18 protein-coding genes and 1 tRNA gene are annotated in these 21470 nt (G+C 66.2%); 10 read left to right on the top strand and 9 right to left on the bottom strand.

The annotated features are described in order from the left end of the window. Nucleotide 1: 1 nt before the first annotated feature. Together ACSBP4_RS05975 and ACSBP4_RS05980 are read right to left on the bottom strand one after the other, a co-directional pair. The gene (locus ACSBP4_RS05975) at nucleotides 2–1642 is read right to left on the bottom strand and encodes an ABC transporter substrate-binding protein (RefSeq protein WP_435551635.1); all 1641 of its coding nucleotides are present in this window, start codon (nucleotides 1640–1642) and stop codon (nucleotides 2–4) included. Nucleotides 1643–1847: 205 nt separating this feature from the next. After that, on the bottom strand, nucleotides 1848–4838 hold the full coding sequence (locus ACSBP4_RS05980; RefSeq protein WP_435551636.1) for a dipeptide ABC transporter ATP-binding protein: 2991 nt from the start codon (nucleotides 4836–4838) through the stop codon (nucleotides 1848–1850). 82 nt (nucleotides 4839–4920) lie between these two features. Between ACSBP4_RS05980 and ACSBP4_RS05985 the strand changes: the two genes are divergently transcribed. After that, nucleotides 4921–5415 carry a DUF7529 family protein gene (locus tag ACSBP4_RS05985; RefSeq protein WP_049966123.1) on the top strand — a complete coding sequence of 165 codons (495 nt, stop codon included), beginning with the start codon at nucleotides 4921–4923 and terminating at the stop codon, nucleotides 5413–5415. 79 nt (nucleotides 5416–5494) lie between these two features. On the opposite strand, the gene ACSBP4_RS05990 is transcribed toward ACSBP4_RS05985, so the two are convergent. Further along, nucleotides 5495–5971, bottom strand: coding sequence for a universal stress protein (locus tag ACSBP4_RS05990; protein ID WP_006649685.1), 477 nt, complete (start codon nucleotides 5969–5971; stop codon nucleotides 5495–5497). A 156-nt stretch (nucleotides 5972–6127) separates the two neighbouring features. Between ACSBP4_RS05990 and ACSBP4_RS05995 the strand changes: the two genes are divergently transcribed. Continuing rightward, nucleotides 6128–6595, top strand: a complete 468-nt coding sequence (locus ACSBP4_RS05995) for a DUF5799 family protein (RefSeq protein ID WP_435551637.1) — start codon at nucleotides 6128–6130, stop codon at nucleotides 6593–6595. Nucleotides 6596–6705: 110 nt separating this feature from the next. Here ACSBP4_RS05995 and ACSBP4_RS06000 read toward each other — a convergent pair whose 3' ends face one another. Then, nucleotides 6706–6849, bottom strand: coding sequence for a DUF7557 family protein (locus ACSBP4_RS06000; protein WP_006179925.1), 144 nt, complete (start codon nucleotides 6847–6849; stop codon nucleotides 6706–6708). A gap of 124 nt (nucleotides 6850–6973) precedes the next feature. Between ACSBP4_RS06000 and ACSBP4_RS06005 the strand changes: the two genes are divergently transcribed. After that, nucleotides 6974–7264, top strand: a complete 291-nt coding sequence (locus ACSBP4_RS06005) for a DUF7545 family protein (RefSeq protein WP_006179924.1) — start codon at nucleotides 6974–6976, stop codon at nucleotides 7262–7264. Nucleotides 7265–7347: 83 nt separating this feature from the next. Here the strand turns inward: ACSBP4_RS06005 and ACSBP4_RS06010 are convergent, their stop codons facing one another. Next, entirely contained in the window at nucleotides 7348–11793 is a 4446-nt protein-coding gene (locus ACSBP4_RS06010; RefSeq protein WP_435551638.1) for a DUF7282 domain-containing protein, read from the bottom strand. A gap of 409 nt (nucleotides 11794–12202) precedes the next feature. Here ACSBP4_RS06010 and ACSBP4_RS06015 point away from each other — a divergent pair, with 409 nt between their 5' ends. The 4 genes from ACSBP4_RS06015 to ACSBP4_RS06030 all read left to right on the top strand — a co-directional run bounded on the left by ACSBP4_RS06015 (nucleotide 12203) and on the right by ACSBP4_RS06030 (nucleotide 15859). Next, nucleotides 12203–12787, top strand: coding sequence for a biotin transporter BioY (locus ACSBP4_RS06015; protein WP_435551639.1), 585 nt, complete (start codon nucleotides 12203–12205; stop codon nucleotides 12785–12787). 19 nt (nucleotides 12788–12806) lie between these two features. Continuing rightward, complete coding sequence (locus tag ACSBP4_RS06020) at nucleotides 12807–13511, top strand: energy-coupling factor ABC transporter ATP-binding protein (RefSeq protein ID WP_435551640.1); 705 nt, start codon at nucleotides 12807–12809, stop codon at nucleotides 13509–13511. 49 nt (nucleotides 13512–13560) lie between these two features. Beyond that, a complete protein-coding gene (locus ACSBP4_RS06025; RefSeq protein ID WP_435551641.1) occupies nucleotides 13561–14265 on the top strand; it encodes an energy-coupling factor transporter transmembrane component T family protein in 705 nt (234 codons plus the stop codon). 307 nt (nucleotides 14266–14572) lie between these two features. Further along, complete coding sequence (locus tag ACSBP4_RS06030; protein WP_435551642.1) at nucleotides 14573–15859, top strand: polysaccharide deacetylase family protein; 1287 nt, start codon at nucleotides 14573–14575, stop codon at nucleotides 15857–15859. A 51-nt stretch (nucleotides 15860–15910) separates the two neighbouring features. On the opposite strand, the gene ACSBP4_RS06035 is transcribed toward ACSBP4_RS06030, so the two are convergent. Both ACSBP4_RS06035 and ACSBP4_RS06040 read right to left on the bottom strand, forming a co-directional pair. Then, nucleotides 15911–15984: transfer RNA gene (locus ACSBP4_RS06035), tRNA-Thr, on the bottom strand. Nucleotides 15985–16076: 92 nt separating this feature from the next. After that, on the bottom strand, nucleotides 16077–17066 hold the full coding sequence (locus tag ACSBP4_RS06040) for a class I SAM-dependent methyltransferase (RefSeq protein ID WP_435551643.1): 990 nt from the start codon (nucleotides 17064–17066) through the stop codon (nucleotides 16077–16079). A 141-nt stretch (nucleotides 17067–17207) separates the two neighbouring features. On the opposite strand from ACSBP4_RS06040, the gene ACSBP4_RS06045 reads away from it, so the two are divergent. The 3 genes from ACSBP4_RS06045 (at nucleotide 17208) to ACSBP4_RS06055 (ending at nucleotide 19434) form a co-directional block, all read left to right on the top strand. Next, a complete protein-coding gene (locus ACSBP4_RS06045; RefSeq protein ID WP_435551644.1) occupies nucleotides 17208–17624 on the top strand; it encodes a Rieske (2Fe-2S) protein in 417 nt (138 codons plus the stop codon). A gap of 74 nt (nucleotides 17625–17698) precedes the next feature. Continuing rightward, the gene (dph5, locus tag ACSBP4_RS06050) at nucleotides 17699–18538 is read left to right on the top strand and encodes a diphthine synthase (protein WP_435551645.1); all 840 of its coding nucleotides are present in this window, start codon (nucleotides 17699–17701) and stop codon (nucleotides 18536–18538) included. Nucleotides 18539–18597: 59 nt separating this feature from the next. Beyond that, complete coding sequence (locus tag ACSBP4_RS06055) at nucleotides 18598–19434, top strand: hypothetical protein (protein WP_435551646.1); 837 nt, start codon at nucleotides 18598–18600, stop codon at nucleotides 19432–19434. 23 nt (nucleotides 19435–19457) lie between these two features. On the opposite strand, the gene ACSBP4_RS06060 is transcribed toward ACSBP4_RS06055, so the two are convergent. Together ACSBP4_RS06060 and ACSBP4_RS06065 are read right to left on the bottom strand one after the other, a co-directional pair. Continuing rightward, entirely contained in the window at nucleotides 19458–20543 is a 1086-nt protein-coding gene (locus ACSBP4_RS06060) for an alpha/beta hydrolase (RefSeq protein ID WP_435551647.1), read from the bottom strand. A gap of 153 nt (nucleotides 20544–20696) precedes the next feature. Beyond that, nucleotides 20697–21470, bottom strand: a 774-nt coding sequence (locus tag ACSBP4_RS06065) for an MFS transporter (RefSeq protein WP_435551648.1), incomplete at its 5' end; no start/stop codon positions are given.

A 21470-nucleotide genomic window follows, 5' to 3' on the forward strand; every position in this document is an offset into this window, starting at 1 on the left:
GTTACTCGAGTTCGACCAGGTGGAGGTGCGGCCCACCGATGGCCGAAACCTCGTAATTGCTGACGTTATTGCGGACACCGCGGATCTCGTCGGCGTAGTCGATGAAGACCCACGGAGCCTCGTCGTGGGCGATCTGGGCCGCCTCGTGGTAGAGTTCGGCACGCCCGTCTTGGTCTGCCGTCTGCTGGGCTTCCTCAACGAGGTCCATGAACTCCTGGTTCGCCCACGCGGACCGGTTAGACGTGTTGTAGCCCTCGGTACCCCAGTCGACCCAGTCCTGTCCGTCGGGGGACTCAACCTGGGGATGAAGCAGGACGTAGTAGAAGTTGTCAGGGTCGGCGTTGTCCGTATACCAGCCAGCGAGGGACGCGTCGTGTTTCCCTTCGGAGGTGTAGGTAAGGTAGTCCGAGAACTGTCGCTCGTCGATCGTGACGTCGATGCCGATCTCGCTGAGGTTCGTTCGGATAGTCTCCGCCGTCGGAAGCGGTGCCGGATTGTACCCACGAGCGTTCTGGAAAGTCGTCAAGTTGAACGAGAACCCGTCACTGTACTCGGTCTCGTCCAACAATGACTGTGCCTCGTCAGGGTCGTAGGCGTACGGGCTGAGATCGTCGTTGTGTCCGAACAGCGCCGGCGGACACGGCTGGTCGGCCTGTTCGGCGATGCCCGAGTATACTTCGTTGACGATGGATTCGGTATCGATGGCGTAACTGATTGCCCGCCGGACATCCGGGTCGCGGAATTCCTCCATGCGGGACTGGTTGAGCGACATGTAGCCGACGTTGATCCCCTGCCCAGACTGGACTTCGGCGGCATCGGAACTTTCGACTGTTCCGATGTTGTTGGGTCCGAGGTTGTCGATGATCTCGAGTTCGCCTTCGACGAGGGCTTGCGTCCGCGTGGAGTTCTGGCCGCGCTCGATGAACAGGAGTTCCTCCACGTTCGGGGCATCGCCCCAGTAATTGTCGTTGGGGGTCAGTAGAATACGACCGTTCGAGTCGTCGAGTTCCTCGAGTTGGAACGGACCAGTACCGTTGGCGTCCGTTTTGAAGTCGAAATCTCCCTCGATTCCGTCCTGCGGGAGGACGACGGCGGCGAACATCGCAAGGTTACGCAGGAACGGTGCGTACGGCTGCGTGAGCGTAATGTTCAGCGTATAGTCTCCGTCGGTCTCAACGGAGTCGATCCAGTTCCCAAGCGTGAACGGTCCGTATGCGGACGCATCCTCGAAGTAGTGCTCGTATTCTTCGTCGACGAATCGCCGGTAGGTTGCGACGAAGTCGTCGGCGGTGAAGTCAGAGCCGTCGTCGAACTGCGCGTCCTCGCGCAGTTCGATCGTGACGTCTTCGCCCTCCATCGTCCAGTCGGTTGCGAGACTCTCCGTGATGGCTGCCTCGCCGGGCTCGAAGTCGATAAGGCCGTCGTAAATCTGGTTCGTGACCTTCGAGACTTCGCCGCTGGTCGTGTTCTGGGGGTCAAGGGTGTCCGAATGCGAACTGCGTCCGTACCGGAGCGTCCCGCTGCTCCCGCTGTTCCCACCGAGACAGCCTGACATGGAACTCGCTGCAGTTGCGACGACAGTCGCGCTTCCGGCCGACTTCAGGAAACCACGTCTGGATACCGCATCGTTATGGCCTGACATAGCACCACAACTTGGTGCCATGTATATAATGGTACCGGACAAAATTGGGCGAAAACGATTTACAACTCCCCGTAGGTTTGTATCGAGATAAGCTGAGCAGTTATCGCTATAAAAATATAGTATTGTGGTGGGAACGGCCGCGAATCTGTTCGATCAGTATGCCCGCCCACCGTTCCAATCAGTCTGGCGACGAAGGCCGAGTCGCTTACTCGCTGGGGTTGAAGAGATGACAGGCAGCCGGATGGGCACCGTCGGCGAGTGTGGGGTCAGTTCGTTCGCAGACGCTCTCGAACGTGTCCGCGAGGGCGGCTTCGGCGGCCTCCCAGTCGCCGTCAGCGAGATGGCGGTAGGACTCGTCGACTGCCTCGCGAGCGCGACCCGATAGGGGCCCGTCGAAGAACTGTGCATCAAGCGCGGCGGCGAAGTCGTTGCCACCGTCCGTAACCGCACGCGGCGATGGCGTCTCCTCGGGTGTTCTCTCTTTGGCCGCCTCGAGGTCGATGTCACGGGCTTCGACTCGCTGTCGGTAGAACATGACTTCTCGGTAGCGCTCCTGTTGGATGTCGAGATCCTCGGGCGGGATGATCGACGGGCACCGCGTCCGGAAGTGACAGCCGGATGGCGGATCGATAGGGGACGGCACGTCGCCTTTCAGGATGGTCCGGTCGTCGGTGGCTGTTAGCGGATCCGGCTCGGGGATCGCCGACAGCAAGGCGTTCGTGTAGGGGTGTTTCGGTTCCGCGAATAGCTCGTCGGTGTCCGCAACTTCGACGATCTCGCCGAGGTACATCACGGCCACGCGGTCCGATATATGCCGGACAACAGAGAGGTCGTGGGCGATGAACAGGTACGTCAGCCCGAACTCGTCTTGCAGGTCCTCGAGCAGGTTAATGATCTGTGCCTGCACGGAGACGTCAAGCGCCGACACCGGCTCGTCAGCGACGATGAAGTCCGGATCAACTGCGAGGGCACGAGCGATACCGACGCGCTGGCGCTGCCCACCGGAGAGTTCGTGAGGATAGCGACCATATTGACCCGCGTCGAGACCGACTTCCTCGAGGAGTTGCATGACGCGGCGACGGCGGAGTACGCGCTTCGAGTCGCCTGCAGAAATGTCGACGTGTACGCTCGTGATTCGGCCGTTGTCGCGCGTCACGTCCGTCGTCACGCCGAGCGCGCCCTCGACATCTACGGTGACATCGCCGTCAGCCACGGTGACGGTCACGGGGACGACGGTTTCTCCATCGGTACTCCCGAGTAACGCGTCCACGTTGTCCGCGACGTCAACGGAGACTGCGTCCGGCGAGATACCGGCCGTCGAAACGTCCGCGCGTGTCACCACGTCGGGATCGGTCTCGGGGAGGCCGTGGATCTTCAGCGGCTCCATAATGGTCTTTCCGACGGTCATTCGCGGATCGAGACTCGACATCGGGTCCTGAAACACCATCTGCATGTCCTTGCGCCTCTCCCGCAACTCCGACTTCGAGAGGTCTCCGAGATTATCGCCGGCAAACACTACCGTTCCGTCCGTCGGCCGGTTGAGATGGAGAATGGCGCGACCCGCCGTCGACTTGCCACAGCCCGATTCGCCGACCAGTCCGAGGGTCTCGCCCTCGTGAATATCGAAACTCACGCCGTCGACGGCTTTCACGCTCGGTTGCTCGTCGATGAACCGGTCGAGAATTCCGTCTTCCTGCTGATAGTATTTCCGCATCTTGCGGAGTTCGACGAGTGGCTCACCGATTTCGTGGTCGGTTGCGGACGCGACGCCGTCGTTGCCGTACTCGTCCTTGTCGAAGGAATTGAAGAGACATTTTGCCCGATGATCGACGTCATCGGGACCGTGCTGGCGGAACGGAATTTCGCCCTCGCGACACTCGGGCTGGGCCCACGGGCATCGATCGGCAAAGTGACATCCATCGGGCATGTCGATGAGGTCAGGGACGTTGCCTTCGATAGGTGTCAAGCGGTCTTTCTCCTCCGTCGGGATAGACTCGAGCAGCGTGTACGTATACGGGTGGCTCGGATCGGAAAAGATCTCCTCGACGGGACCCTCCTCGACGATTTCGCCGGCGTACATTACTGCGACCCGGTCGCAGGTCTCCGCGACGACGCCGAGGTCGTGGGTAATCATCAGTACCGACATCCCGAACTCCTCTTGAAGGTCGTCGATGAGGTCGAGAATTTGAGCCTGAATGGTCACGTCGAGGGCGGTCGTCGGCTCGTCAGCGATGAGGAGACTCGGCCGACATGCGAGTGCGATTGCGATGAGGACGCGCTGGCGCATTCCGCCGGAGAACTCGTGGGGGTATTCCTCAAGGCGCGTAGTCGCCTCCGGAATGCCGACCTCGGTGAGGATTTCGACAACATCCTCCATAACCTCCTCGTCGTGTTCGTTCTCTCTGATCGATGGGAGAATCTCTCGGACGGCGTTCAGCCACGTGTCCCGCTTCCGTTCGCCGTACTGATGGAGTCGGAGCGACTCCGCGACCTGTTCGCCGACGGTAACCGCGGGATTTAGGGACGTCATCGGGTCTTGGAAGATCATCCCCATCTCGCTACCGCGGACCTTTCGCATCGCCTCCTCAGGCGCATCCGTTAGGTCGATGACGCCGTCCTCAACCGCGATTTCGTCGGCGTCGACGCCACTCTCCAACTGCTCACGTGCTGCTCCGTCGACGTAGACGAACCCGTTGTCGGCATCCTCAAGGGTGTCTTCGAGGTCGTCCGCGATGACGGACTGCGCCGTCCCGTCATCCAGTCGGTCGGCAGCGGTTTGGAGGGCTGGTGCGAGGTCCGATGGATCGTCGTGAGCAGCGAGATCGGTGGCGATGCCGCGAAGTTCCGGTCCGGCCAAGTCGCCTCCCTGGCCGGATCGAAGGTCCGCGACGAGTTCTCGGACTGCGTCCACGAGTTCGAAGGGGTACGGGACGACGGCATCGTCGAACTCGGCTGCGAGATCCGTGGCAAGTGCCGCGCTCCGCAGGGACACGCGTCCGGCCACGACGTCGCCGGGGTCGTCTACGAGGTCCATTGCTGAGAGTGCGGTTACGCTCTTCCCAGAGCCGGACTCACCGACGAGACCGACGGTTTCACCTTCCTCGACGGTGAGATCGACGCCATCGACGGCCTTGACCGCACCGCGTTTGGTATCGAACTGCGTCCGGAGCCCGGAGAGCGATAAAAGATCGGACATTGACAGCACTTCTCGAGGCAGTGAAGAAATAGCTTGTGGGACTTGGACAACGTTTATCTCCGATGGTACACGCGGTGCAGACATGAGCGACAACCCGGCAAGCGACACCTCGAACAACGTGCAAGCTCAGTCCGGTTGGCAGTCAGTCATCGAGGAGATGGCAGCGATCGCTGACGAGTACCGTGACCGCGGTTGGACGGCCCTCGAACTCCATCCCGGAGACGCCGTACTCGTGGACTCCGAGAAGCGGACGGGACTCGACGTCCTCCTTCCAGGGCCCGAGTACGAGAATCTTGAATCGCTAACCGAGAACTGTTCGTTCGTCGACGTGGACGTGTTTCGCGCGGCGGACAGTAGCATGTTCTACCTGCTTATCGTCGAGAAAGATCCGGAGAGCGAGACGGTCGTGTTCGTTCCCGCCTACTATGATCCCGGTTCCGGACAGCCGAAACTCGATACCATCCGCTCGGACAGCGAGTTCCGATTGTTCTGCCGGCGGCTGAGCGACGATTATATCGAGTTCGTTCACGGGGACGTGCAGCCGTTCCTCCCCGAGGCGCTTCAGAGCGACGAATAGGCCACAGGGCTGTCACGGCGCTGAACGGACGCTGTGATCCGTCGACTGCTTTCCTCGTCGAACAGGTCAGCAAATGGCGTTACTCGGCGGTAAGTCGCGGCTCCTCGGGCCGATCCTCGAGATCGTCGGGATCGACCTGTACTGTCAGGACCGGCACCGAGGCACGCCTGACGACCCGTTCGGTGACGCTACCGAGCAGCAGCCGGTCGATTCCCCCGCGGCCGTGTGTCCCCATCACGATCAGATCGCAGGCCTCGGGTCCGGCCTCGTCGACGATGACCTGGCTCGGTGACCCCTCCCGAACCTCGGTTTCGACGGTGACGTCGTCCGGCGCGAGTTCCGCGACCCGATCGACCGCCGCCCGTCCCTCGCCCCGAAGCGCGTCGCTGACGCCCTCGAGTGCGGTTTCCATCGGCAGCCCGCCGTAGCCGGCGGCGTTCACGACGTAGAGCGCACGGATCGTCGCGTTGTGCAGTTGTGCGAGGTCGAACGCGTACTCGAGGGCCCGTTCGACCTCCCGGGAGCCGTCGGTCGGGACGAGGATGCAGTCATACATTATGCTATATGGTGCCATACAACAGACCACTATATGAGTGTTTTTCTGACAGGAACGACCATCCGTCGAACTGACGGGTTCGCGACCGACCGGTCCTGCCGTTCGCGGGCGAGAGGGAGGGAAACGCTGATACAGCGGCCGCGCCAACCGAGAGGCATGAGCGACAACCCGTGGACGGACCGGATCGTCGGCGAGCGGATGACCGTCGATCAGGAGTTTTCGGCGCGGATCGAGGAGTCGCAGTTCTCCAACCAGCAGTGGAGCCTGATCATGACCGCCACGGAGTTCGAGATCGAACACCCAGACGAGCCCGACCGAGCGCGGATCGTCGCCGACACCGACAAACTCGACGGCGTCATCCCCGAACTCGAGAACGTGCAGGCCGGCATGGGTGCGATGACCGGCGGACCTGGCGGACCCGGCGGATCGGACTCGTCGGGCGGTGGGATCGTCGACTCGATCATGGGCGCGCTCGGTATGGGCGGGGACGACGGCTCCGCCGAGGCCGAGCAGCGGAAAGCGGCCGAGCGGCTTACCCAGGAGTACGCGGACGAACTCCAGTCACACCTCGAGTCGAAGGGTCGTTGGGAGTCGGTTCGGGAGAGCGTCGCCGACGGTCGCTGAGCCGACAATGCGGACACCGGTGGGACGCTCATACGGATTACTGTCGCTGGTTACCGGTGTCCCCGCGACCGTCCTGCGGGGACACCGGTACCGACTGACAGGAAACCGTATCAGTCACCGGCGTGAAACATCGTGTACTCGCTGGTTTCGTAGATGTTGATCAACTCGGTGACCAGTTCGTCGTAGGACTCGTCGTCGACGCGTAGCTCATCCAGCCGTTCGATCGTCTCCGCCTCGAGTTCGACGGATGGCATACCCGGTCGTTCGCCGCCGATCGGCAAAAACACCACGGGGGACCGGCTGTCACCGGAGGCCGCAGTGGCGGTGCATTCGCTGCAAGCCACAGCACCTTTAGGTGCGGTTCCCGACCGTAGAAGTATGACAGACGAAGTCGAGACGACGACCTTCTCGATCAGTTCCGAAGACGGCGCGACCGACGACGTGACGATTCCGTCGGGACTCGTCGACCTCGTCGCCGAGGGAGACCAGACCGACGTCGAGACGGTCGGCGACGTCATGCTGCTGTCCTTCGCCAGCCGCGCTCACCACATCGTCCATCACGGCGAGGACGCCGATCCGGAACTCGAGGCACAGGAGGAACGCGTAATGGACCTCTTCGAGGAGCGGTTCGGCGTCACGTTCGGCGAAGCGACCGGCCACCAGCACTGACGGCACTCGCGGCACCGGCACTGTTCTCTCGATAGCTCACCGCGTAGCGGTCGAAACGCCCTCGAGAACGACGCGATCGGGGTCTATCCGGCAGTCTCGTTTCCGGCGTCTCCAGTCCCCTCGCCGCCGAGGGCCGGTCCGTTAGCTGACGGTCCGTTCGTCTCGGATCTCGGCTCCTCGGCCGCCTCCGGCACTTCCGCCGCCCCCGTCTCACTCGGCGGTCCGGACTCTTCGGACGACGGTTCGGTCCCCTGACCGGGTGCCGCTCCGCCGTCGGTCCCACCAGCAGCGGTAGTCCCCACATCGTCACCGGCCTCCGTCCCGCCGTCCGTGTCCGTCGTCGCCGGCGCGGCCGCCTCGATCACCACCGACGCCTCGTCGTCGTCGGTCGCGACCGTATGCGTCGACGTGCCCTCGGGTACCGACGACGTGAACGGAATTTCGGCCGACTGGCCGCCAGCGAGCGTCACGGTCGCCTCGGCGACCGGCTGCCCGTCGACGCTGTAGGTCACCGTGTCCGTCCCCTCGAGATCCCCCTGATTCTCGACGGTTGCAGTCACCGTCACCTGCTGGCCGGGCTCGGCGCTCTCGGGCGCTGAGAGGTCGGTCACCGCGAGAGTCGCCGGCTCGTCGCTCGCCTCGACGATCACGGTCGTCTCGTCGGTCTCGTCGTCGCTTGCCACCGCGAGCGTGTACTCGCCGGGCTCGAGCGCCCCGGTTTCGGTGTCGAACGCGACCGACTGGCTCTCGCCCGGCGAGAGCGAGACCGATTCGGTGTCGACGACGGTCCCGTCGATCGCGAGCGCGACCTCTTGCGTGCCCGCCTCGCCGCCGACGTTCTCGATCTCGCTTTCGACTGTGATCTCCTGTCCCTGCTCGACCGGACTGGTTACCGACGCGATCGAGACGGCGAACGCGGCGGGCTCGGACGCCCCGATCTCGCCGGCGGGCGGCGTCGCGACGGTCACCGGTTCCTCGTAGCCGTGGTTCGTGAAATCGGCCCGCCAGACGAGGCGCTCGGCGTCGCTCTCTGGCGTCCACTCGACGGTGAACTCGTGTTCGCCGGGTTCGAACCCGCTCGGGGGCTCGTCGGTAGTCGTCCCCTCGACGAACTCGCTGTTCGCCGCGACCGCCGCGTCGTTGGGGTTCTCGTAGCCGAACGTCACGTCGATCGCGTCCCCATCCGCCGTGGGCTCGGTCTCCTCGACCGACAACGACGGGAGTTCGGGCCGGGCCTCGTCGTTACAGGCCTCGAGGTCGGGGTTCGGGTGATCGATCGACGCGAACGGGGCCGCCTCGGGCGAACTGATCCCGGAGATGTAGGTCCCGAAGGTACCGTAGTCGGGAACCTCGACGGTCACCTCGTCGCCGTCGGTCGTGACGTTCCGTTCGTCGCCGATCTCGAAGACGATCGTCCCGTCGAAGGGGGCCTCGACGTTCTCGCCGGCGGTGACGAAGTCCTCAATGATGGTGTTGCCGAAGCCACCGGAGGTGTAAAAGCCCGTACTCGCCGCGACGCTCTCGCCCGCCTCGAGTTCGGCCTCGACGACCGCCCGCGAACAGTTCGTGAACTCGACGCCGAAGTCGGGGACCGCCCCGTCGACGGTGTAGGCCACCTCGTCAGTCTCGATCGGCGTGCCGTCCTCGGCCGCGACGACAGACACCTCGAGCGTCGCGTTCTCCTCGAGGGGCGGCTCGAGGGCGATTTCCCGCGGGCCGATCGTCTCGTTGGCCGCGAAGCGCTCGGTCTCCGCGAGCCGACTTCCGTTCTCGTCGGCGACGGTCAGCGCGTACTCGACGGAGGCGTTGGCCGAGGTGATCGTCAGCGTCTCCCCGTCGCCGGTCTGGTCGGCCACCGAGAGGTTCGCCGTCGGCTCGCCGGGCTCGGGCTCGACGACCGCGTACTCGATCGTGTCGTTCGCCAGGATCGCGTCGTCCGCGGCCGCTCGAACGGAGACGTCGACGCTCGCGTTGTCCTCGAGGGGCGGCTCGAGATCGATCGCCGTCTCCGCGATCGTCTCGTTGGCCTCGAACGGTTCGCTATCGACCCGCTCCCCGTCGTACTCGGCCGTCAGGACGTACGGTACCGTCGCGCTCGCCGCGTCGATCTCGAGGGACTCGCCTTCGCCTTCCTGGTCGTCGACCGACAGCGTCGCTTCGGGCTCGGTGGTGCCGTTCGCGACGGTGTACTCGATCGTCTCGTTCGCGAGCGTCGCGCCGTCCTCGCCGACGATCGCTACCGCGACGCTGGCGTTCTCCTCGAGGGGCGGCTCCAGCTCGAGCGTGTGGTTCGTCACGTTCTCACCGGCCGCGAACGGCTCGCTCCCGACGGTTTCGTTGTCGTACGCCGCAGTCAGGACGTAGGGAACGGAGGCGTTCGCCTCGTCGATTGTCAGCGTCGTCCCGTTGCCCTCCTGATCGTCGACCGACAGCGTCGCCTCGGGTTCGGCGGGCTCGTCGGCAACGGTCACGAACGCACCGTCGAGGACCGGCGCGCCGCCCGCGGTGACGTACGGCACGTCGTCCTCGCCGTCGGACTCGACGTAGCCGAACGCCTCGTCGCCGTCGGTGTCGTGGTGGACGACCGCGACAAGCGGGCCGCTCTCGTTCAGCGACTCCTCGAGGTCGACGGTCACGTTCTCGTGATCACCGGCCTCGAGGTAGCTCGAGACGCCGACGATCGCGTCGGGATCGGTGTCGACGGCGACGCCATCGTAGACGGCGACGAATCCGCCCTCCGAGAGCGAGACGTCGTCGACGGTGACCGCGTCCCCGTCGCTCTCCTGATCGGGGAAGTCGATCGACGCGGTGCCCTCGATCCGGTCGACCGTCTCGATGCGCTGCTCGACCTCTATCTCGACGTGCTGGCTGATCACCGTGACGTCGGCGGTATCCTCCGAGACGGCGTAGGCGGTCGCGTCGGCCGCGGCCTCTTGCGTTATCGTCTGGAGTTGCGTAATACTGATCCGCTGGGACTGGACGGCTCGAGCGGTCTCCGTCGCGGCACTGCTGGCAGCCACCTGGACCTGCGTGACCGACGCGTCCTGTGCCTGAACGAGGGCCCCGCTGGCACTGCCGTACGCGAGCCGCTGGACCTGCGTCACGTCGACGAGTTGCGTCTGGCTCACTGCACCCTGACCAGCACCGAACGCGGCGGCCTGGACCCCCTCGACCGTCACCGACTGTCGCTGCACGGCTGCCGTTACCGCACCCTCCGCGGCCCCGACGGCCGCGGCCTGGATCTGTGTGACCGACACCGACTGTCGCTGGACTAAGACCCCGCCGGCGCTCCCGTCCGCGGCCGCCTGCACCTGCTCGACGGTCGCGTCCTGACTCCCCGAGATCGCGCCTTTCGCGGCACCGAAGGAGGCCTCCTGTACCTGCGTGATCGAGATCCGCTGGACCTGCTCGATCCGGATCGACTGCACCTGCGTCAGCGATCCCCGACCCGCGCCCCGGGCCGCGGCCTGCGTTCCCTCGACCGACACCCGTTGTTTCTGGACGAGTGCGCCTTTCGCCGCCCCCGCTGCGGCCTTCTGTATCTGCTTGATCGTCACCCGCTGGCGCTGCTCGGCGTCGACGCGCTGGCCCTGTCTCGTCTCCGTCCGCTGCTCCTGTCGCAGATCGATTCGCTGGCGCTGCTCGAGGGCGGCGGTCGTACTCCCCTCGAGCGCGCCGGCGGCAGCGCCGGCCGCGGCGTGCTGGACGTGGTCGAGGGTCACTCGCTGGCGCTGCTCGACCGAGATCGACTGATACTGCGTCAGGACACCGTAGGCGGCCCCCTGTGCGGCCTCCTGAATCCTCGGGACCGCGCCGACGTCTTTCGCGCCCGCCTCGCTGGCGGCCCCGGCGGCCGCGCCCCTGGTGGCAACCTGCAATTGCTCGACGCTGACGTACTGACTCTGGGCGATCGCGCCGTGTGCGGCCCCCCAGCTCGCGCTCTGAAGCTGGGTCGCGTTGGCCGACTGGGACTGCGTGAGCGCCCCGCCGGTCGCGCCGCCGACCGCGTACTGGACCTGCGTGACGTTGACCGACTGTTGCTGTATCAACGTTCCGTGAACGGCCCCCGCCGTCGCCGCCTGCACCTGCTCGGCCTCGACGGTCTGAGACTGCGACACCGACTGGCGCGCACCCTCGAGCGCCGCCGCTCGCTGTGCCTGGGTCACCTCGACTCCCTGGGACTGGACGAGCGCGATCCCCTCGCTGACGCCCTCTTCGACGGCATTCTCGCGGTCGCTCTGTGCCGCCGCCGCGTTCGTCCCGCCGGCGTCCGCGTCGGTTTCCGTCCCCTCGGTCTCGGGCGACTCCAGCCGTATCGGATCGAACCCGTTTCCGCCCGCCGCGTCATTCCCGCTCTCGTTCTGAAACTGTGCCTGTGCCTCGGGACCGGGTGGCGACGCAGCGTCCGTCTCCGCTCCCGCGTCGGCCCCGCCGATCCCCCCGAGCCCCCCGAGCAGCGGCACGGCGACGACGCTGGCGATCATCGCGGCGGCGATCACCACGACCGCGGCGATCCGGCGGCGGCTCATCGGTTGCCCCCGCCGGTCGCCGACGCCACAGTCACCGCCGCCGTCCCGTCAGCGATGCGTTCGGTTGCCCACCACCCGTTACGGCCCCGCTCGGCGCTCGCAGTACGGACTCCCATCCCACATCACGGGGTCGAAGCGAGCCATAAGCACGGCCGGTCGTTTCGGTTAGCACGGCGGCACAATTAGGGATTACCGCTTTCCGGTCCGCGAGAACCCACCGTAGGTAGCCTCTCTCACCGCTTTCTCCCACCTTGAGCGGTGTCCGGGACCGTCACGCGAACTGGAACGAAGCGCCCTGTTTCGGCCGGGCCGTCCCGGCTCGAACCGCCGCTCGAGCCGTTCTGTCACCGGCCTTACTGGAGGTTTCGGAAACCGAAGTATTGATCCGGGTTTACGAGAGAGCGGGGGTATGGCAACGGAACGGAATTCGGTCGAGTTAGTCGACGACGACGCCGTCCGCTCGTTCGCACGGGCGGCCGTCCTCGCGGCACTGATGGGGGCCGCGGCCGTGGTGGGATCGATCCCGATCCCGTTGTCGCCGGTCCCGATATCGCTGGGGGTCCTCGTGGTCTACCTGATGGGGCTGTATCTCGGCCCGTACTGGGGGACGGTCTCGATCGGGCTCTACCTGACCGCCGGCGCGATCGGGATCCCGGTGTTCGCGAACGGGACCGCCGGGATCGGCGTCCTGATCGGTGAGACCGGTGGCTATCTCTGGGCCTACCCCCTCGCCGTGATACTGATCGGGCTCGCGGTTCACGGCACCGACGACCTCGCGGACCCCGCCGACACCTCGACGCCGGTCATCGCCGCGGTGTTGCTCGCGGCGCTGATCGTCATCTACGGCCTCGGGACCGCGTGGCTCGGGTACGTGCTGGAACTGGGTACGATCGAAGCGCTCCAGCTCGCGGTCGTCCCGTTCGTCCCGGGCGACCTGCTGAAGATCGTCGCCGCGATCGCGATCGTCAAGGCCGGTCGCATCGATCCGACGTGACCGTCCGGAGGGTGAGCCGATGATCGAGTTTCGGTCTGTCTCGTACGCGTTCGAGGACGTTTCGGTCCTCGAGGACGTCTCGCTGACGATCGAGGACGGCGAGTTCGGCCTGCTGGCGGGAGCAAACGGCAGCGGGAAGACGACCCTGTTGCGTCACTGCAACGGCCTCTTGACGCCCGACAGCGGCGAGGTACTGGTCGACGGCACGCCCGTTTCCGACGACCTGATCGCCGCGCGCTCGAGCGTCGGGATGGTCTTCCAACACCCCCGCGACCAGTTCGTCTCGGCGACCGTCGGTGCGGACGTCGCTTTCGGCCCCGAAAACCTCGGCCTCGAGCGAGCCGAGATCGATCGCCGCGTCGACGCCGCCCTCGAGGCGGTCAACATGGCCGGCCGGGAAGACGACCGGATCGACGCCCTCTCGGGTGGCGAGCAGTCCCGGGTCGCCATCGCGGGCGCGCTCGCGATGGACCCTTCCCACCTCGTCCTCGACGAACCCTTCACCGGCCTCGACGAACCCGCGCGCCGCTCGGTCCTCGAGCGACTCGCGGCGCTGTCGGCCGACGGCACCGGGGTCTTGCTCGCGACTCACGACTTGCGGGACATACTGACATTGGCCGACCGGGTGATCGCGATGCGGGACGGACAGGTGGCCATCGACGGCTCGCCCGACGACGCGCTCGAGGACCTCGCTGGCCTCGAGGTCCGCGTTCCAGACCGGTGATCACGATGACCGAACTGTTACTCCCACCACGCGCGTTCGGGGGCTGCCGATGCTGACCTACGAACCGGACGAGACGCTGGCCCACCGGCTCGACCCCCGGAGCAAGCTGGCGGTCCAGATCGGGTTCGCGGCGACTGCACTGGCCCATCCGACGCCTCGAGCGTTGCTGGCGCTGTCGGCGGTGACCGTCGTCGTACTGGCCGCGGCGCGTGTCTCGCTCCGCCGGACCGTCGCCGCCTACCGGTACGCGCTCGTGGTCCTCGCGATCGCGCCGGTGCTGGCTGGCGTCACGATCGGCTCCCCCTGGTTCGACCGCGCGGACGCCCTCACGTCGGGGCTGGCGAGTTATCGGGTCCTCCTCATCCTGCTGGTCAGTGCGGCGTACGTCCGGTCGACGCCGGTCCGGGACTCCCGGGCGGCGATCCAGCGGACGATTCCCGGCAAACCCGGGCAGCTGCTCGGGATCGGGATCGCGCTCGTCTTTCGGTTTCTCCCCGTCCTACAGGGCGATCTCCGGACGATCCGCGAAGCGATGGCCGCCCGGCTGGGGACCGAACGCGGCACGATCGACCGGATCAGCACGGTCGGGATGCTCGGACTGACGCGGGCCTTCGACCGGGCCGACCGCCTCTCGCTCGCGCTCCGCGCACGGTGTTTCGCGTGGAACCCCACGCTGCCGCCCCTCGCCTTTTCCCGCCTCGACTACCCCGTCCTCGCGTTCGCCCTCTGTCTCGCGCTGTCCGCGTTCTACTGATCCTCGCGCATTCGCGACCGCTCAGAACTGATATTTCCCCACTCGAGCCGTCGGTCGCGGTAAACACCGTCCTCGAGCCGCCCCGTTCTCCAGTGGCGGGTTCGGACCGTCTCGGTCCCACCATCATCGATTTGATATCGCTGTAATTGGTTTATCCGCGGTCGGCAGTGGGGCGCAGATCCACCGGCGGGCCGCTACCTGACCTCCCGGTCACCGACCACAGCCAGCACGTAATCCGTCGGTAGGATCCCGTTACGATGATATTCACTGCTCTTAACGAATACCCGCCGGCCCGCTTGAGACGGTAATGCGCCGCCGTAATCTCCTGATCGCCGGACTCGGCAGTTGCGTCGCGGGGTGTCTCTCGCGTGAGTCGACGAGTGCCCCGCGCAACGACTCGACGGGAATCGAACCGGACGGAAACGGACCGAGCGACGTCGACCCGGACGACGACCCCGCCGAGGACGCGGCGTCCGACGCCGTCGATCCGTCCCCGCTCGAGGACTTCGAGGACCTGTCGCCGTGGACCAGCGACGGCGGAACGCTGACCGCTGACGACGCGACCTACTACAGCGGGACACAGGCCGCGCGGATCGATGTCCGACCGCGGGACAGGCGCGGCGCGATCCGCAGGTCGTTCGCGGAGCCGGTCGATCTGACCGGCGACGGGCTCTCGCTGGCGCTCCGTGCCACCGCAGCCATCTACCCTCGGATTCAGCTGTTCGATACCGACGGCAACCGGCTCGACCTCCGCGCACCGGTTCGTGCGGGAGTGCCGTTCCAGTCGTATCCCTTCGGGATCGATCACGACGGGGGCTGCGATCGCTCGGCCGTCAGCGAACTCCGGATCCTCACCTATACGGGCGGTGGCGAGTCGCTGTCGCTCTGGTGTGACCATCTCGCGCGGACGCCTCGCCCCGACACTCCCGTCGTCCTCTTCCAGTTCGACGACGGTAGCGTCACCGACTACACCCAAGCGGCACCGATCCTCGAGTCACATGGCTACCCCGCGACGACGTTCGTCAATCCGGACGCCATCGGGGGACGCGACGCGCTCGATCTCGACCAACTCGCCGAGTTACAAGCCAGCGGGTGGACGGTCGGGAGCCACGCCGATAGCCACGACTCACTTTCGAGTCTCGAGCCGGCGATCCAAGAAGCGCGTATCCGCAGGGGTAAGGAGTGGCTCGTCGACCACGGGTTCGAGGGTGGTGCCGAGTACTTCGCCTATCCGTACAGCGACTACGACGCCACCACGCTCGAACTCGTCGACGAGTACCATCGGCTCGGGTTCGCCGCGGGGTGGCCGGCGACCGGCCGGGTCCCCAACCGGCTGCTGGCCCCGCGGCGCGGCGACCCCGACCCGGCCGAAGCCAGGCGGCTGCTCGATCTGACGATCCGTCACGACGGTGTCCTCACGCTGCTCTTTCACTCGATGGGGGACCTCGCCGACGCCGAGTACCACGTCGACGACTTCGGGGCGATCGTCGACTACGTTCACGAGAAAGAACGCAAGGGAGACCTCGAGGTGTGTTCAGTGGCGGAGTTCGAGTCGCGCCTGGTCGCTGCGGAGTCGCCCGCTCCCTACAGATAGCCGCGTCGTCGGTCAGCGGGTCGCTCCGGGCGTGACGTTCGTCGCAGAAAGAGCCGGAGGAGGGATTTGAACCCTCGACCTAATCCTTACGAAGGATTCGCTCTGCCAGTCTGAGCTACTCCGGCGCGCACTCGATTATAGGACCGATACCGATCATAAGGGTTGCGAATCGATCCGGTCATGGGAGGGAGTTACGCCCTCGAGCCCGTTACTCGAGTCACCGCTCGAGGCGCACGTCCAGACAGACGTTCAGCTCGTGGGGGGCATACGAGCGGACGGTGTGGCGGGTCTCGACGGTGACGTTGTACTCGGGTTCGGCGGCCGCGCGGACCGCCTGCTCGCCGGGCCCGAACGGGTCGTCCTCGTGCTGGATGTCGTAGTAGTGGAGGGTACAGTCGTCGCCCGCGAGGGTGACGGCTGCCTCGAGGAGCGCGTCGGCGCTGTGGGGAAGGTTCATCACGAGTCGGTCGGCCCAGTCCGCGTACTCCGTCGCGACCTCACGAACGTCCTCGTTGATGGCGGTCACCCGCTCTTCGACGCCGTTGCGGGCGGCGTTCTCGCGGAGATACTCGATCGCGTCGGGGTTGAGATCGACGCCGACACACGTCGCGCCGCGTTTGGCAAACGGGATCACGAAGGGGCCGACGCCGGCGAACATGTCGAAGGCTCGTTCGTCGCTGCTCACCTGTTTTGCCACGCGGTGGCGCTCGGTCGCGAGCCGCGGCGAGAAGTAGACTTGGGCGAGATCAAGCAGGAACTCACAGCCGTACTCGCGGTGGACGACCTCGGTGTTCTCGCCCGCGAGCAGTTCCCAGTCCCGGACCCGCGTCTCTCCCTTGACCTTCGAGGCCTTGTTCAGCACCGTCTCGACGGGGAGATCCGACTCGAGAACGGCGTCGGCGATCGCTCGCGCGCGCTCGGGATCGTCCTCGTCGATGAGCGCGGCCCTGCCGAGCCGTTCGTAGGTGGGGTCGAACGCGAGCAGGTCCGCGGGCGTCGTCTGCTGGTCGCGCTCGCTGACCGTCCGAGAGACGATCTCGCCGCCCGCGAGCAGTTCGTCCGCGGCGTCGGGATCGGCGACTGGAATGTAGAGGCGACCGTCCTCGACGGCGATCTCGTAGTCGTCGTCGATCAGGTCCGCGTCGGCCAGCGCCGACCGCACCGCTTCCCCCTCCTCGCGGGCGACGCGAACGCACGGGACTTCCATACCCGAACTGGCCGGCCGGTCGCCGTAACGCTGACGTTTTCGCCGACGATCGGCGGGAGAGTACTGTAAATCAATTACGGATATATAGAACAGTGTGGTCGTCGGGAACGTTTTCCGCTCGCCGCACGAACGTTCCTCGAAATGGACGGGACGCGACTCACGACCGTGGAGACGGTCCACGAGAACCGGTCGTGGCTGTTTACGATCCGCGATCAGTACGGCGAACCCGACGAAGCGATTCTGGTCCCCTGTGAAGAGGGGGTCGAGGCATGGATCAATCGCTGTACGCACGAGGCACAGCGGCTCGACACGGGGCGCGGTGTGGCGATGCGTGACGGCCAACTCATCTGTCCGAAACACGGTTCGATGTTCGACAGCTGCTCGGGCTACTGCGACAACGGCGAGGCGGCCGACACGACCTTGCCCGCCGTCGACGTCACCGTCGAGGACGGTGTCGTCTATCTGACCGACGACGACTTCAGCTTCGCCCACGAGGGCGAAATCGAAGACGAAGACGAGGACGACGGCCCGGCGTCGACCTCCCACATCGGGTTCTGACCGGTTCGTACCGGCCCGCGACGGGCAGTCGTCGTCTCGAAAACGTATTCCGCGAGCTACGACTACGACCCCGCATGCTCACCTTCATCGGCCTCGGGCTCTACGACGAGCGATCGATCACCGTCGAGGGCCGGGAGGCGCTCCGGGCGGCCGACCGCGTTTACGCCGAGTTCTACACCAGCGAACTGATCGGGACGACGATCGAGGACCTCGAGTCCCACCACGACATCGAGATCGAAGTCCGTGACCGAGCGGGCGTCGAACAACACCCCGAGGACATGCTCGAGGCAGCGGCGGCCGAGGACGTGGCCTTCCTGACCGCGGGCGACACGATGATCTCGACGACCCACGTCGACCTGCGCCTGCGGGCCCACGACCGCGGGATCGAAACGCGGGTGATCCACGGCGTCACGGCTCAGACGGCCACCAGCGCGCTGACCGGCCTCCAGAACTATCGCTTCGGGAAGGCGACGACGCTGCCGTTTCCCTACGCCCACGGTGCCGACGGCCTCCCCGCGAGCGTGACCGAAACGATCGACGCGAATCGGGCTGCCGGGCTTCATACGGTCGTTTACCTTGATATCAAGGTTGGACGAGGTCCAACCAGCAGTCAGAACGCGTCGCGTTCTGACGACAAGATCGGCCACGAGCGGACCGACGAGGACGAGTACATGACCGCCGACGTCGGCGCCGAGTTGCTCGCCGCGGCGTATCCCGACCTGGTCGGGGTCGTCGTGGCCCGCGCAGGTAGCCCCGACCCGCTCGTCGAGGCCGGGACCATGACCGAGCTCGCGGACCGTGAGTTCGGCGACCCGCTGCATCTGCTCGTCGTCCCCGGCGAGTGTCACTTGCTCGAGGCAGACGCGCTCGAGGAACTGGCCGGTGCCGACAGGGATTCCCTCGATATCGCCTGACTGCGACGACCGGGGACGGACGCCGGGGGATTTACGGTCGGTGCGGGTAAGGATGGCCCATGAGCGGTCCGGCGGCCACGGACGACGGGCGCGACGCCGAGGAGTCGGCGGCCGGCGAGCGGGACGCCCTCGATCGGGAGACCCTCGAGTTGGCCCGTGAGGAACTCCGGTCGACGTTCGACTATCAGGTCGCACGCGTCCAGGAGATCGACGAGAAGGCGATCGAGATCCTCAAGGCGAACCTCCTGTTGGTCGGGCTCGTCGTCACCGGCGGTTCGATCGTCGTCCAGACGACGATCGATATCGCGCCGTTCGTCAACGCCTTCACGATCGCCAGTGCACTCCTGCTGTTGATTTCGACAGGACTCGCGGGCGTGACCTACACCGCCTCGAACCTCCGGGGCGGGATCGACGGCGACGCGGTCGAGGCCGCACTCGCGACGGCACGGGCCGATCCGGCCGCCGACGCCGACCGGTTCGAGGTGCGACTGCTGCGCAGCTACGGCCGGTGGATCGAGTACAACGCCCGGGTGACCGCCGTCAACGACATGTTCGCGACGATCACCGTCCTCATGGTAATCGCCGCGTTCGTCTACGCTGTCGCCGGGATTCCGGTCGGCGTCGTCGACCCGTCGGCGCTCGTCTCGGCGCTTGCCTTCCTCGTACTGACGGCCGTCTTGCTGTGGCTCGGGGCGTTCGCGTACTACATGGACCACCTCGGCGCGAGCGACGACCGCTGGGAGGGGACCTTCGACGGCGTCAGGATCTCGAAGGGCGTCACCCGCAAGCGCGGCCTCTCGACGTTGCGGACGATGCGCAGCGAGGGCGCGACCGACGAACGGGAGGAAGCGGCGGCCGATGCCGACGCGATTTCGAAGCGGAACTCGGAGTCCTGACCCGTCACACCGCAGCCACGATCTCAGCCCCGAAGCACTGACTCGAGCCGATCGCCGAAGTCCCCCGGTACCTCGAGATGGGGAGCGTGGCCGGTGTTGCCGAAGACGATCTCCTCGAACTCGCCGCCGCGGTCGGCGTAGCGCTCGCAGACGGCACGGGTCTGGTCGACCATCGGCTGGGGCGGGAAGACGTCCTCACCGGGCCAGTCGGGGAGCTCCCCCATCCGGCCGAGCGTCCCTAGATCGAACAGCGAGGCGTTCGAGACGATCTGATCGGAGTCGCCGCGAATCCACAGCACGGGCGGCTTGGCATCGGCCTCGATCTCAGTGATTCCCTCGAGGTCGCAGTACTTGGGCGAGATGGCGTTGTTCACCCCGGTTTCGCCGGGGGCGATGCCGGGCCAGTTGTCGCTGGGGTTCGACGAGCCGGGGTAGTTCCCATCGCCGGTCGCGGTATCGAGCATCCCGGTCAGATACGACTCCTCGCGCTCGGCGTCGAACTCGTGGGTCGGATCGACGTAGTAGGTTCGCAGGACCTTCCGCGGCGAGGTCTGGCCCTCGACGCCACGGTCGCGATCCGCCAGCCCGGCGACGAAGGCATCGTTGCCGATCCCGCCGCCGGAGCCGGCGTAGTCGTCGAAACACGGCGTTCCCTCGAGGTCTTTCGTCCCGCCGAAGCCGTACGGCGACAGCGGGTTGACGAGGACGAGGGCCGCGACCGCCTCGGGGTGGTCGATCGCGTACCGCATCGCGACCCCGCCGCCGTTGGACCAGCCCACGAGGACGACCGGCTCCGCGAGGTCGAGATCGCCGAGCAGGGCGTCCAGGTCCCGCTCGAAGTCGCCGAGCCCGTTCGTCGCGTCGACCGGTTTCGGCTCCGAGTCGCCGTACCCCCGGAGGTCGGGTGCGATCGCCCGGTGGCGGCCGGGGAGGGCCGCCATCACGTCCTCGAAGAAACGGGAGGACGACACGTTTCCGTGGAGGAACACGACCGCCTCGCCCGCGTCCCCGGCCCGGTCGGGCTCCCCCGACTCGAGATAGTGGGTCCCCAATCGCTCCGTTTCGACGAACCGTGAGTCGACCCCGGCGAGGGTGTCGTCTCGAGACATGGCCGCCGGTACCACGGCCCCCGTGATAACTCTCGGGCCGGAACGGGTTTCACACCGCCGTCGCGGCGGACTCATACGGTTTCCTGTCAGTCAGTACCGGTGTCCCCGCGATCGTCCTGCGGGTACACCGGGAAACAGTGACAGTAATCCGTCTCAGTCGTCCGCCGTCACGCCGTCGGGGGACCGCCGACCGGAGCGACGGCGGAGCGTCCCGCCGATGAGGGCGGCGACCGCGGCACAGGCAGCGACGACGACGAACAGCACGGTCGGCGTCGATCGCGTCAGTACGAGTCCGGCCAGCGACGAGCCGACCGCACCGACGCCGAAGATCGCCGTATACGAGTAGCCAAAGGAAAGTCCCCGCGCGTCGGCCGGTGTGTACGCCGAGATCGCCTCCTGATTGATCGGGGCGATCATGAAGGTGAGAAAGCCGAGGGTTCCCCCGACGACCAGCAGCGGCGCGAGCCCCGCATTCGTCGACGGGACGAACGCGAGCGCGACGGCGGCGAGGGCCGCGTAGCCGCCCAGCAACACCGTCTCGAGTCGCGCGCGGTCGACGAGTTTGCCCCCGACGTACTGACCGACGCCGCCCACGAGCAAGAGCCCGGAGTAGACGTACTGGCTCGGTTCGAACGAGCGGCCGCCAAGCGCCACCGGGTCGAACAGCGACAGATCGGCGAGGACCTCCGGCAGGAACGTAAACGCCGCGCGGTAGTAGACGCCGTAGAGGATCCCCGTCGCGAAAACCAGCGCGAAGCCGACGGTAAACAGCCGCCGCGAACTGGCGACGAACGCCGCCAGACTGCGCGGCTGCTCGCGGTCGCCATCGGGGGCAGCCGCGTTGCGGGCCGCGCTCCCGGCGGTCTCGTCGAACTCGAGTCGCCAGCCGACGGCCGCTGCGGCGAGAGCGGGAACGAGCAGCAGGGC

The sequence above is a fragment of the Natrinema sp. CGMCC1.2065 genome, assembly GCF_051225675.1.
Lineage (GTDB): Archaea > Halobacteriota > Halobacteria > Halobacteriales > Natrialbaceae > Natrinema > Natrinema thermotolerans.

Coding starts and splice junctions, on each gene's coding strand:
- ACSBP4_RS05975 (WP_435551635.1), bottom strand. CDS start 1,642: ATGTCAGGCCATAACGATGCGGTATCCAGACGTGGTTTCCTGAAGTCG.
- ACSBP4_RS05980 (WP_435551636.1), bottom strand. CDS start 4,838: ATGTCCGATCTTTTATCGCTCTCCGGGCTCCGGACGCAGTTCGATACC.
- ACSBP4_RS05985 (WP_049966123.1), top strand. CDS start 4,921: ATGAGCGACAACCCGGCAAGCGACACCTCGAACAACGTGCAAGCTCAG.
- ACSBP4_RS05990 (WP_006649685.1), bottom strand. CDS start 5,971: ATGTATGACTGCATCCTCGTCCCGACCGACGGCTCCCGGGAGGTCGAA.
- ACSBP4_RS05995 (WP_435551637.1), top strand. CDS start 6,128: ATGAGCGACAACCCGTGGACGGACCGGATCGTCGGCGAGCGGATGACC.
- ACSBP4_RS06000 (WP_006179925.1), bottom strand. CDS start 6,849: ATGCCATCCGTCGAACTCGAGGCGGAGACGATCGAACGGCTGGATGAG.
- ACSBP4_RS06005 (WP_006179924.1), top strand. CDS start 6,974: ATGACAGACGAAGTCGAGACGACGACCTTCTCGATCAGTTCCGAAGAC.
- ACSBP4_RS06010 (WP_435551638.1), bottom strand. CDS start 11,793: ATGAGCCGCCGCCGGATCGCCGCGGTCGTGGTGATCGCCGCCGCGATG.
- ACSBP4_RS06015 (WP_435551639.1), top strand. CDS start 12,203: ATGGCAACGGAACGGAATTCGGTCGAGTTAGTCGACGACGACGCCGTC.
- ACSBP4_RS06020 (WP_435551640.1), top strand. CDS start 12,807: ATGATCGAGTTTCGGTCTGTCTCGTACGCGTTCGAGGACGTTTCGGTC.
- ACSBP4_RS06025 (WP_435551641.1), top strand. CDS start 13,561: ATGCTGACCTACGAACCGGACGAGACGCTGGCCCACCGGCTCGACCCC.
- ACSBP4_RS06030 (WP_435551642.1), top strand. CDS start 14,573: ATGCGCCGCCGTAATCTCCTGATCGCCGGACTCGGCAGTTGCGTCGCG.
- ACSBP4_RS06040 (WP_435551643.1), bottom strand. CDS start 17,066: ATGGAAGTCCCGTGCGTTCGCGTCGCCCGCGAGGAGGGGGAAGCGGTG.
- ACSBP4_RS06045 (WP_435551644.1), top strand. CDS start 17,208: ATGGACGGGACGCGACTCACGACCGTGGAGACGGTCCACGAGAACCGG.
- dph5 (WP_435551645.1), top strand. CDS start 17,699: ATGCTCACCTTCATCGGCCTCGGGCTCTACGACGAGCGATCGATCACC.
- ACSBP4_RS06055 (WP_435551646.1), top strand. CDS start 18,598: ATGAGCGGTCCGGCGGCCACGGACGACGGGCGCGACGCCGAGGAGTCG.
- ACSBP4_RS06060 (WP_435551647.1), bottom strand. CDS start 20,543: ATGTCTCGAGACGACACCCTCGCCGGGGTCGACTCACGGTTCGTCGAA.